Origin of the sequence: Marinobacter sp. NP-4(2019) (genome assembly GCF_003994855.1) — a bacterium.
Taxonomy (GTDB): Bacteria; Pseudomonadota; Gammaproteobacteria; order Pseudomonadales; family Oleiphilaceae; genus Marinobacter.
On the sequence record NZ_CP034142.1, the window covers coordinates 1,386,122 to 1,403,214 of the forward strand.

The 17,093-nt window shown below is 57.5% G+C and carries 16 protein-coding genes; 15 read left to right on the forward strand and 1 reads right to left on the reverse strand.

What is annotated here, in order from left to right; genetic code table 11:
* Positions 1-99: 99 nt before the first annotated feature.
* Positions 100-972 (reverse strand): AraC family transcriptional regulator, encoded by an 873-nt coding sequence (locus tag EHN06_RS06400; RefSeq protein WP_127331223.1) that lies wholly within the window; start codon positions 970-972, stop codon positions 100-102.
* A gap of 159 nt (positions 973-1,131) precedes the next feature.
* Between EHN06_RS06400 and EHN06_RS06405 the strand changes: the two genes are divergently transcribed.
* From EHN06_RS06405 to EHN06_RS06475, 15 genes are all read left to right on the forward strand, one after another.
* Complete coding sequence (locus tag EHN06_RS06405; RefSeq protein WP_228257421.1) at positions 1,132-2,631, forward strand: CoA-acylating methylmalonate-semialdehyde dehydrogenase; 1,500 nt, start codon at positions 1,132-1,134, stop codon at positions 2,629-2,631.
* Positions 2,632-2,737: 106 nt separating this feature from the next.
* Positions 2,738-3,904 carry an acyl-CoA dehydrogenase family protein gene (locus EHN06_RS06410; RefSeq protein ID WP_127331225.1) on the forward strand — a complete coding sequence of 389 codons (1,167 nt, stop codon included), beginning with the start codon at positions 2,738-2,740 and terminating at the stop codon, positions 3,902-3,904.
* Between the two features lie 51 nt (positions 3,905-3,955).
* Positions 3,956-4,735 (forward strand): enoyl-CoA hydratase, encoded by a 780-nt coding sequence (locus tag EHN06_RS06415; protein WP_127331227.1) that lies wholly within the window; start codon positions 3,956-3,958, stop codon positions 4,733-4,735.
* 1 nt (position 4,736) lies between these two features.
* Complete coding sequence (locus EHN06_RS06420) at positions 4,737-5,831, forward strand: enoyl-CoA hydratase/isomerase family protein (protein ID WP_127331229.1); 1,095 nt, start codon at positions 4,737-4,739, stop codon at positions 5,829-5,831.
* Positions 5,832-5,842: 11 nt separating this feature from the next.
* On the forward strand, positions 5,843-6,736 hold the full coding sequence (mmsB, locus tag EHN06_RS06425) for a 3-hydroxyisobutyrate dehydrogenase (protein ID WP_127331231.1): 894 nt from the start codon (positions 5,843-5,845) through the stop codon (positions 6,734-6,736).
* 132 nt (positions 6,737-6,868) lie between these two features.
* Positions 6,869-8,011, forward strand: coding sequence for a zinc-binding dehydrogenase (locus tag EHN06_RS06430; protein WP_127331233.1), 1,143 nt, complete (start codon positions 6,869-6,871; stop codon positions 8,009-8,011).
* Positions 8,011-9,054: a proline racemase family protein gene (locus EHN06_RS06435; RefSeq protein WP_127331235.1), complete on the forward strand. Its 1,044-nt coding sequence runs from the start codon at positions 8,011-8,013 to the stop codon at positions 9,052-9,054. The genes EHN06_RS06430 and EHN06_RS06435 overlap by 1 nt, the downstream gene beginning before the upstream one ends.
* A 119-nt stretch (positions 9,055-9,173) precedes the next feature.
* Complete coding sequence (locus tag EHN06_RS06440) at positions 9,174-10,823, forward strand: AMP-binding protein (protein ID WP_127331237.1); 1,650 nt, start codon at positions 9,174-9,176, stop codon at positions 10,821-10,823.
* Positions 10,820-11,236, forward strand: a complete 417-nt coding sequence (locus EHN06_RS06445; protein ID WP_127331239.1) for a PaaI family thioesterase — start codon at positions 10,820-10,822, stop codon at positions 11,234-11,236. Before EHN06_RS06440 ends, EHN06_RS06445 begins: the two co-directional genes overlap by 4 nt.
* A 4-nt stretch (positions 11,237-11,240) precedes the next feature.
* Positions 11,241-12,044 (forward strand): alpha/beta fold hydrolase, encoded by an 804-nt coding sequence (locus EHN06_RS06450; RefSeq protein WP_127331241.1) that lies wholly within the window; start codon positions 11,241-11,243, stop codon positions 12,042-12,044.
* A gap of 79 nt (positions 12,045-12,123) precedes the next feature.
* The gene (locus EHN06_RS06455) at positions 12,124-12,897 is read left to right on the forward strand and encodes an ABC transporter ATP-binding protein (RefSeq protein ID WP_127331243.1); all 774 of its coding nucleotides are present in this window, start codon (positions 12,124-12,126) and stop codon (positions 12,895-12,897) included.
* On the forward strand, positions 12,894-13,616 hold the full coding sequence (locus EHN06_RS06460) for an ABC transporter ATP-binding protein (protein WP_127331245.1): 723 nt from the start codon (positions 12,894-12,896) through the stop codon (positions 13,614-13,616). The genes EHN06_RS06455 and EHN06_RS06460 overlap by 4 nt, the downstream gene beginning before the upstream one ends.
* A gap of 78 nt (positions 13,617-13,694) precedes the next feature.
* A complete protein-coding gene (locus tag EHN06_RS06465; RefSeq protein ID WP_127331247.1) occupies positions 13,695-14,909 on the forward strand; it encodes an ABC transporter substrate-binding protein in 1,215 nt (404 codons plus the stop codon).
* A gap of 105 nt (positions 14,910-15,014) precedes the next feature.
* The gene (locus EHN06_RS06470) at positions 15,015-15,902 is read left to right on the forward strand and encodes a branched-chain amino acid ABC transporter permease (RefSeq protein WP_127331249.1); all 888 of its coding nucleotides are present in this window, start codon (positions 15,015-15,017) and stop codon (positions 15,900-15,902) included.
* Between the two features lie 2 nt (positions 15,903-15,904).
* Complete coding sequence (locus EHN06_RS06475) at positions 15,905-16,900, forward strand: branched-chain amino acid ABC transporter permease (RefSeq protein WP_127331251.1); 996 nt, start codon at positions 15,905-15,907, stop codon at positions 16,898-16,900.
* Positions 16,901-17,093 lie beyond the last annotated feature (193 nt).

The following is a 17,093-nucleotide window of genomic DNA, read 5'->3' on the forward strand; positions in this document are numbered from 1 at the left end:
ATCGTTCCGGAGGCTACAACAAAAGTCGTAGATGCCAAAAGTCGTAGATGCCGGCGGGCCGAACCTTGGCCTGAATCGCCCAGTGGGGGCGGCCGGCCATCAGTGCCGGCTGGTGTGCCGGTAATCCCTCGGGGACTGTCCCATGACTTTCTTGAAAAGTCTGGAGAAATAATAGGAATCGTCGTAACCCAGGCGCCGGCTGATATCGGCAAAACTCAGGCTGGTAGTGTCCAGCATCTGGCAGGCCCTCTCCACTTTCAGGTGCAGGAAGTGCTGGATAGGGGAGGTTCCGGTCTGTTCCCGATAGCGTGTGGCAAAGTGGGCGGGAGACAGGCCCGCAAGGTCGGCCAGTTGCTCCAGTGATACTCGCTCATCCAGGTGTTCCCTCATATAGTTATGAATGGTGTCCAATTCCGCCTTGCGCTCGTGGCTGGTTTCGTCGGCATTCAGAGGTACCGCTGCCAGCAGTTGGCGCAAACGGTTGGCGGCGTGGATCAGCCCCCGGGTCCGGAATCCTGTCTGCCTTACAGACAGCAAGCCGTTGAAGTCCACTAGCAGGCGCGGCTGGCGACCGAGATGTCTGATTCGGGTGTCGTCAAACCCCATGTAATGGCGGAAATCTTCTGCAAGCGGTCCTGTGTAGTGCACCCAGTGAATAGTCCAGGGGTTGTCCGGGTCAGCGGTGTACCGGTGGGACGCGCCTGCGGGTAGCAACAGCAGATCACCGGCTTCCACGGTATAGGGTTCCCCCTCGACATTCAGGAAGGCTTTGCCCTCGGTGCAGTAAATCAAAAGATTGTCATGGTGATGTTCCCTGTGCATGTGATGTCCGGTGGCCCGGCGGTAGTGGCCAAACGCCAATGGGTACAGGTCCCGGGTCAGGGGATAGGTAGACAATAGTCGTATGATTGGCGCGGGCACCACATAGCGAATGCTGTCTGCCGGTACCGGCCACTGGGAGGTCTCAGTCATGGGTATTCCGATTTATTCGTGCATAATCGAAAGATAATCCATCACGAACGAAATTTAGTCAATCGGTGCGGTCTGAATTCCTGTGCTAGCATCAGTTTAAACATGGCTGCCCACCTGAAGTCCGGGCGGCTCCCACGTACAACAACAAGCAGGGAATATATGATGAAGAACGTACCTCTGTATCTTGCAGGTGAATTTGTTCAGAGCCAGGCCAGCGAATGGATCGATGTCACCGATCCTGCGACCAACGAAGTCATTGCCAAGGCCCCATGCACAACCGACGCGGAAATGCGCAAGGCCATCGACAGCGCCAGCGAAATGTTCAAGACCTGGAAAGAAGTGCCGGTCTCCGAGCGTGCCCGGGTCATGCTGCGATACCAGGCGCTGCTGAAAGAGCACCACGACGAGATTGCCGAAATTCTGTCCCAGGAAACCGGTAAGACCTTTGAAGATGCCAAGGGGGATGTCTGGCGTGGCATTGAAGTGGTCGAACACGCAGCCAACGTTGCCTCTCTGATGATGGGCGAAACCGTCGAGAACGTGGCGCGGGAGGTGGATACCCATTCCTGGACCCAACCGCTGGGCGTGTGCGCCGGTATTACCCCATTCAATTTCCCTGCGATGATCCCGCTGTGGATGTTCCCCATGGCCATTGCCTGCGGTAACACCTTTATCCTGAAGCCCTCCGAGCAGGATCCGTTGACGCCGATGCGTCTGGCTGAGCTGTTTGAGGAAGCTGGCGCGCCCAAGGGTGTCCTGCAGGTAGTTCATGGTGGCAAGGAACAGGTCGACGTACTGCTGACCGATCCGGTGATCAGGGCGGTGTCCTTCGTGGGTTCTGTTCCTGTCGGTCGTTACATCTACGAAACCGGTACCCGCAACATGAAGCGTGTACAGAGCTTCGCCGGTGCCAAGAACCACATGGTGATCCTGCCGGATGCAGATAAGCAGCAGGTGATTAACGCCCTGGTAGGCGCCTCTGTTGGCGCGGCCGGTCAGCGTTGCATGGCGATTTCCGTTGCGGTGTTCGTGGGCGAAGCGCAGCAGTGGATTCCGGAACTGAAGGAAGCCATGGCAAAGGTTCGTCCGGGTGCCTGGAACGATTCCGGTGCCAGCTACGGCCCGATCATCAGTGCCAAGGCCAAGGACCGGGTGGAATCCCTGATTGCTACCGGTGAAGCGCAAGGCGCCAATCTCCTGCTGGACGGTCGCGGCTGCACTGTCGATGGTCTGCCAGATGGGAACTGGGTGGGCCCGACGCTGTTCTCCGGTGTCACTACCGAGATGGATATCTACAAAGAGGAAATCTTTGGTCCAGTCCTTTCCTGCATGGAAACGGACAGCCTGGGTGAGGCCATTGAGCTGATCAACAAGAGCCCATACGGCAACGGTGTTTCCATCTTCACCAATTCCGGTGGCTGTGCCCGTCGCTTCCAGCACGAGATTGACGTGGGCCAGGTGGGTGTGAACATTCCCATTCCGGTGCCCATGCCGTTCTTCTCGTTCACCGGTTGGAAAGGCTCTTTCTACGGTGACCAGCATGCCTACGGCAAGCAGGCGGTGCGTTTCTACACCGAAACCAAGACCGTGACCTCTCGCTGGTTCTCCAAAGAGGCGACAGCGACGTCCGAAGCCAACTTCTCGATCCAGCTGCGTTAACAGCGTTGAAGGTGGGTGTATGGGCCGGAACCTGTTTCCGGCCCTGCAGTGACATAGAAAGTTCCACCCCTTCCTGACAACAGGCTTCTCAGACTGGAGCGTAACGATGGACTTTAACCTGACTGAAGACCAGCTGGCGTTTCGTGAGGCGGCCCGGGCGTTCGCGGAGAAATCCATGGCGCCCCACGCTGCCCGATGGGACGACGAGCATATCTTTCCGAAAGACGTACTGAAAGAAGCTGGTGACATGGGCTTTATGGGCATGTATACCCCGGAAGCCCTGGGTGGCATGGGCCTTTCACGACTGGACACCTCGGTCATCGTGGAAGAGCTGGCCGCGGCCTGTCCTTCCACTGCAGCTTTTATCACCATCCATAATATGGCCACGTGGATGGTGGCGAGTTTTGCCTCCGATGACCTTAAGCAGGAAATTGTGCCGAAACTCGCCAGTGGCGAGTGGTTGGCTTCCTACTGCCTGACCGAGCCCGGCGCAGGCTCCGACGCCGCCAACCTGCGGACCAAGGCGGTCCGGGATGGCGACAGCTATATTCTCAATGGCAGCAAGGTGTTTATTTCGGGAGCCGGCAGCACCGATATCCTGGTGTTGATGGCCCGCACCGGCGATGCGGATTCCGGTTCAAAAGGCATATCCACCTTTGTGATTCCCGCCGATGCCGACGGCGTTTCCTACGGCAAGAACGAAGAGAAAATGGGCTGGCACAGTCAGCCCACACGCATGATCAGCCTTGAAAATGTCCGCATTCCCGCCAGTAACCGGGTCGGGAATGAAGGGGATGGTTTTGCCATCGCCATGAAAGGTCTCGACGGCGGTCGCCTGAACATTGCCACCTGTTCACTGGGCGGCGCTCAGGCAGCACTGCTGAGGGCCCGCAACTACATGCATGAACGTGAGCAGTTCGGCAAGCCCCTGGCCGCCTTCCAGGCACTGCAGTTCAAACTGGCGGACATGGCCACCAACCTGGTCGCGGCGCGACAGATGGTGCGCCTGGGTGCCTTCAAGCTGGACAGCGGTGACCCCGAAGCCACGCTGCATTGTGCCATGGCCAAGCGATTTGCCACCGATGCCTGTTTTGATGTGGTGAACGATGCCCTGCAACTGCACGGCGGCTACGGCTATATCCGTGAATATCCGTTGGAGCGTTACCTGCGGGATCTGCGTGTACACCAGATTCTGGAAGGCACCAACGAAATCATGCGCCTGATCGTCGCCCGCCGATTGCTGGATGACGGTGTGGCCGAAGCCATTCAATAACAGGGCGGAAGCTATTAATAAGGCGCGGAGCCATTTAATAAGGAGAATTCCATGAGCGATCTGATTCAGCTCGAAAAACGCGGACACATTGCGGTACTAACCATCAACAACCCGCCGGCCAATACCTGGACCAAAGATTCCCTGAACGCGCTGACGGCAACCGTCCGTGAACTGAACGAAGACCGTGACATTTTTGCCCTGGTGGTGACCGGGCAGGGGGAGAAGTTCTTCTCCGCCGGCGCCGACCTGAAAACCTTTGCGGACGGCGACAAGGCTCGTTCCAATGAGATGGCCCAGCTGTTTGGTGAGGCTTTTGCGACCCTGAGCCGTTTCCGCGGCGTGTCGATTGCGGCCGTGAATGGCTACGCCATGGGTGGCGGGCTTGAGTGCGCCATGGCCTGTGATATCCGCATTGCCGAAGAGCATGCCCAGATGGCTCTGCCGGAAGCGGGCGTTGGCCTGCTGCCGTGTGCTGGCGGTACCCAGAACCTGCCCTGGCTGGTGGGTGAAGGCTGGGCCAAGCGGATGATTCTATGCGGCGAACGGGTCAAGGCCGACAAGGCCCTGCAGATCGGACTGGTTGAGGAAGTGGTGCCTACCGGCCAGGGGCTGGAGAAAGCGCTGGAACTGGCGGAAATGGCCTGCAAGCAAAGCCCGTCTGCCGTTGCCCGTTGCAAGACCCTGGTGATGAGCGCCCGCGATGGTCGCAGCCATGACGATGGCTGGCGCATGGAGCGGGAACTGTTCGTGGAGTTGTTCTCCACCGAGGATCAGAAAGAAGGTGTGAACGCCTTTCTGGACAAGCGCAAACCGGAATGGAAGAACCGCTGATATGACTGTTCAACCAATGGTGTTCGAAGAGTGGCCCACCGCCGACGGCAGCCACATCGCCGTGGCCCGGCTGAACATGCCGAAGGCGCTCAATTCCCTGTCACTGGAAATGATCCGCTTGCTGACGCCGCAGCTCAAACGTTGGGCGGAGGACAGCAGCATCTGTGCGGTGTGGCTGGAAGCCGAGGGCGACAAGGCCTTCTGCGCCGGGGGAGACATCGTGGCCCTGTACCGTAGCATGACTGAACCCAGGGGTGCCGGCGCAGGAGCGAGCGAGGGTGCCACCTTCTTCGAAGAAGAATACGAGATGGACTACCTTATCCATACCTTCCCCAAGCCCATTGTGTGCTGGGGCCATGGCATCGTCATGGGTGGCGGTATGGGGATCATGGCGGGCGCGTCCCACCGGGTGGTCACCGAGGGCTCTAAACTGGCCATGCCCGAGAGCAGCATTGGCCTGTATCCGGACGTGGCGGCGGGCTGGTTCCTTAACCGCACGCCGGGCCGCACCGGCCTGTTCCTGGGGCTGACCGGCGCCCGCATGAATGGCGCGGATGCGCTGTTTGTCGGGCTGGCGGACCGCTTCATCCGGCACGATCTCAAGGCCGGGGTGGTAGAGGCTCTGAAGCAGCGGAACTGGCAGGATCAGGACAGTTACGCCGTGGTCAGCAGCGTGCTGAGGCAGTTCGAGCAGCAAAGCGCCGATGCACGACCGGAATCGCCGGTGCGCGATCACTTCGACGACATCAACCGGGTGACGGATGCCGATTCCCTGGAAGAAATCGTCGCGCAACTGAACGAGCTGTCCGGCGGCGACGGCTGGCTGGCCAAGGCCACCAAATCCCTGGCGACCGCATCGCCCACGTCACTGGCGCTGTGCTGGCGACATCTGAAAAGCGTTCGGCATTTCAGCCTGAAGGAAGTGTTGGATCAGGAACTGACGATCTCGGGCAACTGCCTGACCAAAGGCGAGTTCGCCGAAGGCATTCGCGCGCTGCTGATTGACAAGGACCAGCAGCCCCGCTGGCGCTATGCCTCGCTGGCGGAAATGGACAGTGCCTGGATTGACGACTTTTTCACACGATTACAACAATAAGGGGAATAGATATGGCAACCATTACTTTCATCGGACTGGGCAACATGGGTGGCCCCATGGCCAGCAATCTGGTCAAGGCCGGACATGACGTCACCGTGTTTGATCTGTCCAAGGATGCCGTCGCGGCACTGGTGTCCGAAGGTGCGAAAACGGCAGAAACCGCCCATGAGGCGGCCAAGGGCGCGGAATGTGTAATTACCATGCTGCCCGCCGGGCAACACGTGGAAGCGGTATACCTGGGTGACGATGGCCTGCTGGCCAATCTGCCTGCCGGCACCCTGGTGATTGATTCGTCCACCATTGCGCCGGAAACCGCCCGCGGTGTGGCCGAAGAGGCCAAGGCCCGCGATATTCCGTTCATTGATGCGCCTGTATCCGGCGGTGTTGGCGGCGCCAAGGCCGGCACCCTGACGTTCATCTGCGGTGGTGCGGAAGAGACCTTTAACAAGGCCAAGCCGATTCTCGAGGGCATGGGCAAGAACATCTTCCACGCCGGTGATCATGGCTCCGGCCAGGTGGCCAAGATCTGCAACAACATGATGCTGGCAATTCTGATGGCGGGCACTAGCGAAGCGCTGGCGCTGGGCGTGAAAAACGGACTGGATCCTGCTGTTCTGTCCGAAATCATGAAGCAGAGTTCCGGCGGCAACTGGGCGTTGAACGTGTACAACCCATGGCCGGGGGTGATGGAGGGCGTTCCTGCGTCCCGTGGTTATGAGGGCGGTTTCCTGGTGAACCTGATGAACAAGGATCTGGGACTGGCTTTTGATAACGCCGTGAAAAATCACTCTGCCATTCCGATGGGGGCCCTGGCTCGTAATCTGTTTGAGTTGCACGCAGGGCAGGGCAATGGAGCGCTGGATTTCTCCAGCATCCTGCGGTTGTATCGCCCGGAAGACAAGTGATCCGTAACCGTTCCCGGGGGCCCTGTGATTCGGGGGCGGTTACCGTGCGGAAAGGTCCCCTGACACACCCGGGAATCTGACCTATCTTGATTGGATACCTGAAATTCAGCAGACAGGGAGGAGTGTCAGACCATGATCCCGAACACCATGAAAGCCATGGTTCTCACCGGTCACGGTGATATCGACAAGCTCGAATATCAGGACGTTGACACGCCCCGGCCGGGCCCTGGTGAAGTGCTTGTGCAGGTGACCGCCACCGCCAAGAACAATACTGATCGCAAGGCCCGGGAAGGCCTGTATCCCACTAAGAAAGGTGAGATGACATCCTTCCAGATGGGCGGAAAGCCCACGCTGGTGTTTCCCCGCATCCAGGGGGCGGATATTGCTGGTCGTGTTGTGGCCGTAGGTGAGGGCGTTGCCGACAGCCGCATTGGCGAGCGGGGCCTGCTGGATTTCAACATCTACGCCAACGATCGCAGAGACATCAACCTGACCCCGGATTATTACGGTCACGGTGCCGACGGTGGCTATGCAGAATACGTGGTCCTGCCCTCGGACCAGTTTCACTCTATCCCCAATCCGGAACTGGCGGATGCCGAAGTGGCGGCCATGGGCATGTGCTCCTACCAGACCGCTATGCATATGTTGACCTCCGCCAACATCAGGGCGGGGGAGCGGGTGTTGGTGACCGGCGCCAGTGGTGGTGTGGGCACGGCACTGATTCAGCTCTGCCGGATTATGGGAGCCATTCCCTATGCACTGAGTAAGCAGGACAAGGCGGACGCACTTCTGAAACTGGGAGCTGAAGCCGTTCTGGATCGCTCTGATATGGACAGTTTTGTGGCGCGCGTGAAGGCGGAAACCGGCGGTAAACCCATGGATGCGGTAATGGATCTGGTGGGCGGTGAAATGACCGATGTGTTTATCGACACAATGATCTTCGACATGAACGCCCGCGATACATACCCGCGCCTGAGCATCGCCGGTGCCAGTGGCGGCAACATCAGCGAGATTCTCTGGACCCGCATTTACCTTTACCAGGTGCAGATATTCGGCGTCTCCCACGGTACCCGTGAGGAAGCCGAGCAGCTTATGGCCTGGATTCGTGGTGGACAGCTCAAGCCGGTCCTGCACGGTGCCTTTAAACTCTCGGATCTTCATCAGGCCGAACGTTACTTTGTGAACCGGGGTAGCAATTATCTCGGCAAAATCGTGATTGTTCCTGACTCACAGTGGGAAGAGCATGGTAAACCCTGGTCCCTGGAGAACGCTTGATGAAGCCTGAACTGACGATTCAACTGATGGACACCCATGCCGGTGGTGACGTCAGCCGCATTGTGACCGGTGGCATTGACGCGTTACCCGGTGACACGGTCCGCGCGCAGATGGAATACCTGCGGGACGATGCAGACGGGCTTCGCAAACTGCTACTGGAAGAACCCTACGGTATTCCGGAAATGTCGGTAAACCTGCTGGTCCCGCCATCAGACCCGGAAGCGGTTGTCGGGTACATCATCATGGAAGTCATGGGTTACCCGATTTATTCCGGGTCCAACACGATCTGTACCGCCACAGCGGTACTGGAAAGCGGCATAGTTGCCAAGAAAGAAGGCCGGCAGAGCTTTGTTCTGGAGTCGCCGGCCGGGTTGGTCCATATCGACGCCATGGTGGAAAACGGTGTGGTGGAAGCCATCACCTGCGAGGGCCTGCCCAGTTACATCGATACCTACCACACCACTATTGATGTGCCCGCCGTTGGGCGAGTGACCTACAGTGTGGCCTACAGCGGGGGCTTCTATGCGCTGGTCGATGCCGCGGAGCTCGGCTTTGATCTGACCCTCGACGAGGAGCGTAAGCTGGCCGATACCGCCCATGCCATTGTCGAGGCTATCCAGGCGGAGCGGGGGTTCTCTCACTATACCCTCGGTGACGTCGGCCCGCTGCCGTTCCTGCATTTCATGGGGCCGGTGGAGCATGTGGCAGGGGGGTATTATCGTTCGCGCTCGGCCACCTACGTCCACCCGGGGGTGATCTGCCGCAGCACTACCGGTACCGGCACGTCCGCCCGCTTGGCGCTGATGTATTACGAGGGGCGCATCAAGCCCGGGGATCGCCTGGAAACGGTGTCACTCCGGGAGACTGGCTTTATCGGCGAATTCACCGCCGTCAGGCAGCAGGGCGATCATCAGGTGGTGGAAAATAACATCACCGGCAAGGGGTATGTGATCGCCCGATCCGACATTGTGGTGAACTGTGAGGACCCGATGGTGGAGTGCGATGGGCTGCACCACATACTGACCAGCGGCCACCCTTCCTGATCGTTTCTAAGAGAGCTTGTCTATCTGCAATATTCGTCTAAAGTTTACCTTTACGTAAACAGCACCCTGTGCTAAATCTAGAACCCAGCATTCAACGATAAAAACAACAGGAGTTGAGAATGAGCCTTCCGGAATACACAACGGTTTATAACAATTTTGATGCCGCATCTCTGGAAGCGGAGATCCTGGATGGACGCCTGGAATCCGGGCTGAATGTATGCCACGAGATCTGCGACAAATGGGCAGCAGACCCGCAAAGAGTGGCGCTTTACTATGAGAAGGACGGCGGTGGCGACGGCATCCTGACTTTTGCGGAGCTGAAAGAAAAATCTGCCCGTTTTGCGAATTACCTGAAGTCCCGTGGTATCGGCAAGGGTGACCGGGTTGCCGGTTTGCTGCCGCGTAGCCCCGAGCTGTTGGTGGTTATTGCCGGTGCCCTGCGTGCGGGAGCTGTATACCAGCCCCTGTTTACCGCCTTTGGCTCCGGGGCGATCGAGTATCGCCTGGAGCGCGCCGGCACCAAACTGGTGGTAACTGATCCTGCGAACTACCCCAAACTGAAGGAAGTCAATCAGTGCCCGCCGGTGCTGTGCCTGGATGCCGACCAGGCAGGCTCTGATATTCCCGATTTCGAACAAACCCTGGAAGAGCAATCCCCCGAGTTTGAGCCCGTGATGATCAAGGGTACGGACCCGTTCCTGCAGATGTTTACGTCCGGAACCGTGGGTAAGGCCAAGGGTGTGGCTGTTCCGGCCCGGGCACTGATGGCCTTTTACGTGTACATGAAGTACGCCATTGACCTGCGTGACGATGACAAATACTGGAATGTGGCGGATCCGGGTTGGGCCTATGGCCTTTATTACGCAGTGGTCGGGCCTCTGCTCATGGGCCACGCCACCCATTTCAATCCGGGGGCTTTCACGCCAGAATCCACCTACGACATGATCCGCAAGTACAAGATCACCAACCTGGCGGCGGCGCCCACGGCGTACCGGCTGCTCAAGGCCAATGATCACGTGCTGCCGCAAGGCGAGAACCTCGGCCTGCGGGTGGCCAGCAGCGCCGGTGAGCCGCTGAACCCGGAAGTGGTTAACTGGATCAAGAACCGTCATTTCTGTCCGGTGAAGGATCATTATGGCCAGACGGAAACCGGTATGACCTGTTGCAACTTCCACGGACTTGAGCATCCGGTGCGCCAGGGTTCCATGGGATATTCGTCTCCCGGTCATAAAGTGGTGGCCTTGAACGAGAAGAACGAAGAAGTCGGTGAAGGCGAGATTGGCCAGTTGGCCGTGGATGTCAAAGCGTCGCCTTTGTTCCATTTCGACGGCTATACCTGGGGCGAGAAAGACCCGTTTGTGAATGGTTACTACCTGACCGGTGACATGGTGATATGCCATGGCGATGGCGGCTTTTCATTCAGTGGTCGTGATGACGATATCATCACCACCGCCGGATACCGGGTTGGCCCCGCAGACGTTGAAAGCACTCTCCTGGAACACGCAGCAGTCGCGGAATCCGGTGTTGTTGGCAAACCCGATGAAAAGCGTGGCTCCATCATCAAGGCCTATGTGGTGATCAAGAGCGGCCAGGAGCCGGTCGAAGACCAAGCGCTGAAAGACGAGCTTCAGGAACTGGTTCGCCGTCGGCTCTCCACCCACGCCTATCCCCGTGAAATCGAGTTCGTGGATGAGCTGCCAAAGACGCCCAGCGGCAAGATTCAGCGGTTTGTTCTGCGTAACCGTGCGAAGGACGAAGCCGACGCATGATTATTACGTTTGAAGAGCTGCAGGCCTTCCTGGATGAGCAGTTTCCGCAGGGGGCCGCCTACGGCACCCTGCAGAAACTCGGGGATGGCTGGGCCGAGATGAAGCTGGAAGTGGACGAAGAGCACCTGCGCCCGGGCGGAACGGTGTCGGGCCCTGCCATGATGGGGTTGGCGGACGTCACGCTGTATGCTGCATTGCTCAGCAAGATCGGTCTCGTACCTCTGGCGGTGACGACAAACCTCAATATCAACTTCCTGCGCAAGCCGGTGGCCCATGCCCCGATATGGGCCAGGGCAACGATGTTGAAGGTGGGGCGCACCATGGGGGTTGGTGAGGTGTTCGTGTATTCCGAAGGTGTCGAGGAGCCAGTGGCCCACTCCACCATGACCTATTCCATTCCACCCAATCGGTAACGCCATGCATATCCGTGATACGTCAGTGCCTTTGGGTGACGGTGTGGCGCTTCAGGTCCGGCGAATTCGCCATCGAGTCAGCGCTGGCCCGACTCTGGTTTTTCTGCACGAATCCCTCGGCAATATAGCCCTGTGGCGCAAATTCCCGGAGCGGCTGGCCAAGGCTTCAGGGCTGGATGCTCTCGTATACGAACGTCGGGGGTACGGCCTGTCCACGGATGAAGTGCTGCCGCGACCCTACTCCTATCAGGAGGAAGAGGGATCTGTCTGGCTGCCGCGCCTGCTGGATGCGCTCGACCTTCAGGAGGTCATCCTGATCGGCCACAGTGACGGCGGTTCCATTGCGCTGATCGCCGCCGGAGCGCTTGGTGGCCGGGTGAAAGGGTTGATCACCATGGCGGCCCATACCTGGGCCGATCATCTGACCGTCTCCGGTATCCAGGAGATGCAGGTTCGCTATCGGGAAGAAGGGTTGCGCGAGAAGTTGCTGCGCCACCATGGCGAACGCACCGATGACATTTTTGATGCCTGGCATACCATCTGGCTGGATCAGGGGTTCCAGCAGTCCATGGATTTCAGTCATTGGCTGGACGCCATCCGATGTCCGTCTATGATCATTCAGGGCGAGGATGACGAGTACGGCGTGCCCGAGCAGGTAACTGCGATTGTTGAGGGAATCGGTGAATCGGCAACACCGGTTTTTCTGCCGGAAACCGGGCATTCACCGCACCTGGAACATCCTGAGGAAATGGTGCATCTGGTGTCTGAATTCCTGGGCGGTCTGAATGCTAAAAAATCTACAGATTAATATTGACGTTTACGTATACGTTAACCTAATCTGTGACTATCGTTTTCATGTACAACAATAACAAAAGGTGAATGGCACCATGAGTGACCAGTTCGTACTTGAGACCCGTGGCCTTGTAAAAGAGTTCAAAGGCTTTGTCGCAGTCGACGATGTGAACCTCAAGGTTCAGCGTGGTCATATCCATGCCCTGATCGGACCAAACGGTGCGGGTAAGACAACTGTCTTTAACCTGTTGACCAAGTTCCTTCCTCCAACGCGGGGCAAGATTCTCTTCAATGGTAAAGACATCACACCACTGAAATCCGCCGCCATTGCCCGCAGGGGCGTGGTCCGCTCCTTCCAGATCTCGGCCGTATTCCCCCACATGACTGCCCTGGAGAATATCCGCGTTGCACTGCAAAGTTTTGAGGGGAACAGCTTTCAGTTCTGGAAATCCGGCCACAGCCTGAACAAGCTGAATGAACGCTGCATGGAGCTGCTGGACTCTGTCGGACTGACCGAATTTGCCAATACCACGACCGTTGAACTCGCCTATGGCCGCAAGCGTGCCCTGGAGCTGGCCACCACGCTCGCTATGGAACCTGAATTATTGCTACTCGATGAGCCGACCCAGGGCATGGGTGGTGAAGATGTGGAGCGGGTGGTGGAACTGGTGCGCAAGGCAGCCGAAGGGCGGACCGTGCTGATGGTTGAACATAATCTCGGGGTGGTCAGCAAGTTGTGTGACAGGATTACTGTACTGGCCCAGGGCTCGGTGTTGACTGAAGGGGAATATAAGGAAGTCTCCGAGGATCCCCGTGTGCGGGAAGTCTATATGGGCAGTGCCAACAACACTCAGGAGGCAGCCGAATGAGTCAGGGGCCGGACAAGGAATACGAACAGCTGAGAATTTCCGGGCTTCATGCCTTCTACGGCGAATCCCACATTCTCCACGGTATCGATATGGTGGTGCACCGGGGTGAGCTGGTGACCCTGCTAGGGCGCAACGGGGCAGGGCGGAGCACAACGCTGAAGGCGATCATGAACATGGTCGGGCGCCGCACCGGTTCCATCATGATCAATGGCAACGAAACCATGACCTGCCAACCCCATCACATTGCCAGGTTGGGGGTCGGGTATTGCCCCGAACACCGGGGCATTTTTTCCGCCCTCAACGTCCAGGAAAACCTGACCCTGCCCCCTGTAGTGCGCAGTGGTGGTATGAGCCTGGAAGAAATCTACAGCATGTTCCCGAACCTCTACGAGCGCCGATTCAGCCAGGGTACCAAGCTCTCCGGCGGTGAGCAGCAGATGCTGGCCATGGCGCGTATTCTCAGGACCGGCGCGAATATGTTGCTGCTGGATGAGATTACTGAGGGCCTGGCCCCGGTGATTGTCGAGAAACTGGGGGAAGTGCTGGTCAAGCTCAAGAACAAGGGGCTGACCATCGTACTGGTAGAACAGAATTTCCATTTCGCCGCACCCCTGGCGGACCGTCACTATGTGATGGAACACGGCCAGATTGTGGAGGAAATCAGTGCCGCGGAGCTTGAGGCCAAGCAGTCGGTACTGGACAACTATCTGGGCGTTTAAGGCCCGGAGAACAAAAGAGAAAAATCAACAACCAAAACCCGATACAACCAACGCAACGACAGTAGCGGAGATACAACAATGACAATTATGAAAAAGCTCCTCACAACAGCGATTGCCTCAGCCATGATGGTAGGGAGCGCCCAGGCCGACATTTCCGATGACACCGTGAAAATCGGTTATCTGGCGGACATGTCGGGTACCTATCGTGACCTGGCCGGTCCCAATGGTCTCAAAGCCCTTGAAATGGCTATCGCCGATTTCGGCGGTACTGTAAACGGTGCCAAGATTGAAGTGGTCAGCGCCGATGACCGGAACAACCCGGATTCTTCCTCCAGCACGGTGCGCCGCTGGCTGGAGAACGAGGATGTGGACCTGGTGGCCGGTATGGTCGCTTCTTCCGTCACTATTGCGGTGACCAAGCTTCTGGAAGAGAACGATAGACTGGGTATTGTCTCCGGTTCCGCTGCCTCCAGCATTACCAACGAACACTGTACCCCGAACCATATTCACTACGTTTATGATACCTACCCCCTGGCTAACGGCACCGCGAAAGCCGTTGTTCAGGAGGGGGGCAAGGAATGGTTCATTCTGACGGCGGATTATGCCTTTGGTCACGCCCTGGAGGGGGATGTCACCAAGGTAGTTGAGGAAAACGGCGGTAAGGTGATCAAGACTGCTCGCCATCCATTCCCGACATCGGATTTTTCCTCCTACATCCTGCAAGCACAGTCGTCCGGCGCGGACGTGGTTGCCCTGGCGAACGCCGGTTCCGATACCACTAACGCCATCACCACCGCCGGTGAGTTTGGCCTGACCCAGTCCGGTCAGACCCTGGCGGCGCTGCTGTTGTTCCTGACCGATGTACACGCACTGGGTGTCAATACCGCCCAGGGAATCCAGTTGACCACCGGTTGGTACTGGAACATGAATGATGACGCCCGTGCATGGGCCGACCGCTTCATGGAAGAGACCGGTGTACGTCCGACGATGGTGCATGCGGGTATCTATTCCAGCACCATGCAATACCTGAATGCGGTGAAGGCGACTGGCTCGGATGATGCCCAGACCGTCCGTAAGCAGATGATGGACACGCCGATCAATGACATGTTTGCCACCAATGGCCGCATTCGTGAAGACGGCCGCATGGTCCATGACATGTATCTGGCGGAAGTGAAAACTCCGGAAGAGTCCGAGAACGAGTGGGATCTCTACAAGATCGTACGCACCATCCCGGGTGACGAGGCCTATCGCCCGCTGTCCGAGAGCAAGTGTCCACTCGTTTCCAAGAACTGAGGTAATTAACCAACGGTTCGCCCCGCAACCCCGGCGGGGCGACCTCTGGAACCTGCAGAATGGCAGACCGATCCTGAGGTTTGCACTGCTTTTGGAGTTTGCAACATGTCCATGATTCTGGGAGTTCCCGCGGCAGTGCTGTTTGGCCAGTTACTGCTCGGGATAATCAACGGTGCTTTCTATGCGTTGTTGAGCCTTGGGCTGGCGGTGATCTTCGGCCTGCTCAAAATAATCAACTTTGCCCATGGCGCCATGTATATGCTGGGTGCCATGGTCACCGTCCTGATGTTTGATGCCATGGGCATCAACTACTGGGTGGCGCTGTTTCTGGCCCCTTTGGTGGTCGGCTGCTTCGGTATGCTGATCGAGTATTTCCTGTTGCGCCGTATTGCAGGCCAGGACCACATCTACAGCCTGCTGCTCACCTTCGGTGTGGCGCTGATGATCCAGGGTATTCTGACCAATATCTTCGGGGTGTCCGGCCTGCGTTACTCAATGCCGGAAATTTTCCAGGGTGGGTTCAAGCTGGATTTCATGTTCCTGCCTTACTACCGGGCCTGGGTTATCTTCGTGGCACTACTGGTGTGTTTCGGCACCTGGTTCATGATTGAAAAAACCAAACTTGGCTCCTACCTGAGGGCCGGCACGGAAGATGCCCAACTGATGCAGGGCTTTGGCATTAACGTACCATTGCTGATCAGCCTGACATACGGATTCGGGGTCATGATCGCGGCATTTGCCGGTGTTCTGGCCGCACCGATCTATTCAGTAAACCCGGTGATGGGATCCAATATTCTGATCGTGGTATTCGCCGTTGTTGTTATCGGCGGTATGGGCTCCATCGCGGGGGCCATTATTACCGGTCTGCTGATGGGGGTCATTGAAGGCTTTACCAAGGTTTTCTACCCCGAGTTTTCCTCTGCCGTTATCTTCCTGGTGATGGTCGTCGTGTTATTGATCCGCCCGTCGGGCCTGTTCGGTAAGGAGGCGTAATCATGGACCATCCCGTAAACCAGACAGACATCCAGCAAGCGATGCTGGACCAGCAAAAGGCGGATCATCGCCGGAAACACCTGTTGAACCTGGTGCTGTTGGTATTGTTGCTGATTGCGCCGGCGGTGATCTATCCGGTCTTCCTGATGAAGATCCTGTGTTTTGCCCTGTTTGCCGTCGCATTCAACCTGCTACTGGGCTTCACCGGTTTGCTCTCCTTCGGACACGCTGCATTCCTGGCAACCGGCAGCTATACCACCGGCTACCTGTTATCCAATTATTCCGGCCTGACCACGGAAATGGGCATTATTGTGGGCACGGCGGCCGCCACCGTGCTGGGTGTACTGTTTGCGCTGGTTGCGATCAGGCGGCAGGGCATTTACTTCGCCATGATCACCCTGGCCCTGGCCCAACTGGTGTACTTCATGTTCGTGCAGGCGCCTTTCACCGGTGGTGAAGATGGTATGCATGGCGTGCCACGTGGGCATCTCTTTGGGTTCATCGATCTGGAAAACAATCTGGCGATGTATTATTTCGTCCTCGCCGTGTTCCTGGGCGGTTATCTGTTGGTGCAGCGAGTGGTGGGGTCACCCTTCGGGCAGGTCCTGAAAGCCATCAAGCAGAACGAGCCGCGGGCGGTCTCCCTGGGCTATAACGTGAACCAGTACAAGATCCTGGCCTTTGTTATGTCCGCCGGGCTGGCAGGATTGGCAGGGTCTGTTAAAACCGTGGTGTTCCAACTGGCCTCACTGAACGATGCTCACTGGCACATGTCCGGAGAGGTGATTCTGATGACATTGCTGGGCGGTACCGGGACACTGCTGGGTCCGGTCGTGGGTGCCACCTTTGTGGTGAACCTGGAGTACCAGCTGTCCCAGGGGCCGTTAGGTGACTGGGTGGACCCGATACTCGGTGCAATCTTTGTGCTTACCGTAATCGCCTTCCGGTCCGGCATTGTCGGTGAGATACAAAAGTTTGTGCAGAAGAATATGGGATAGCACAGGCAATTGATGATCGATAGGAACCATAAGGGCCACTCCCAGGAGTGGCCCTTATGCGTTCAAATTTCAAACAATGTTAAATGTTGTATCGATGTTCTTGACATGACTGGAGGTGTTACCTATCTATGAGAGGCGCGTCACAAAAATATTAACAAACGTACATGTTGTTCTCCAGGGTCCGGAAGGAGCT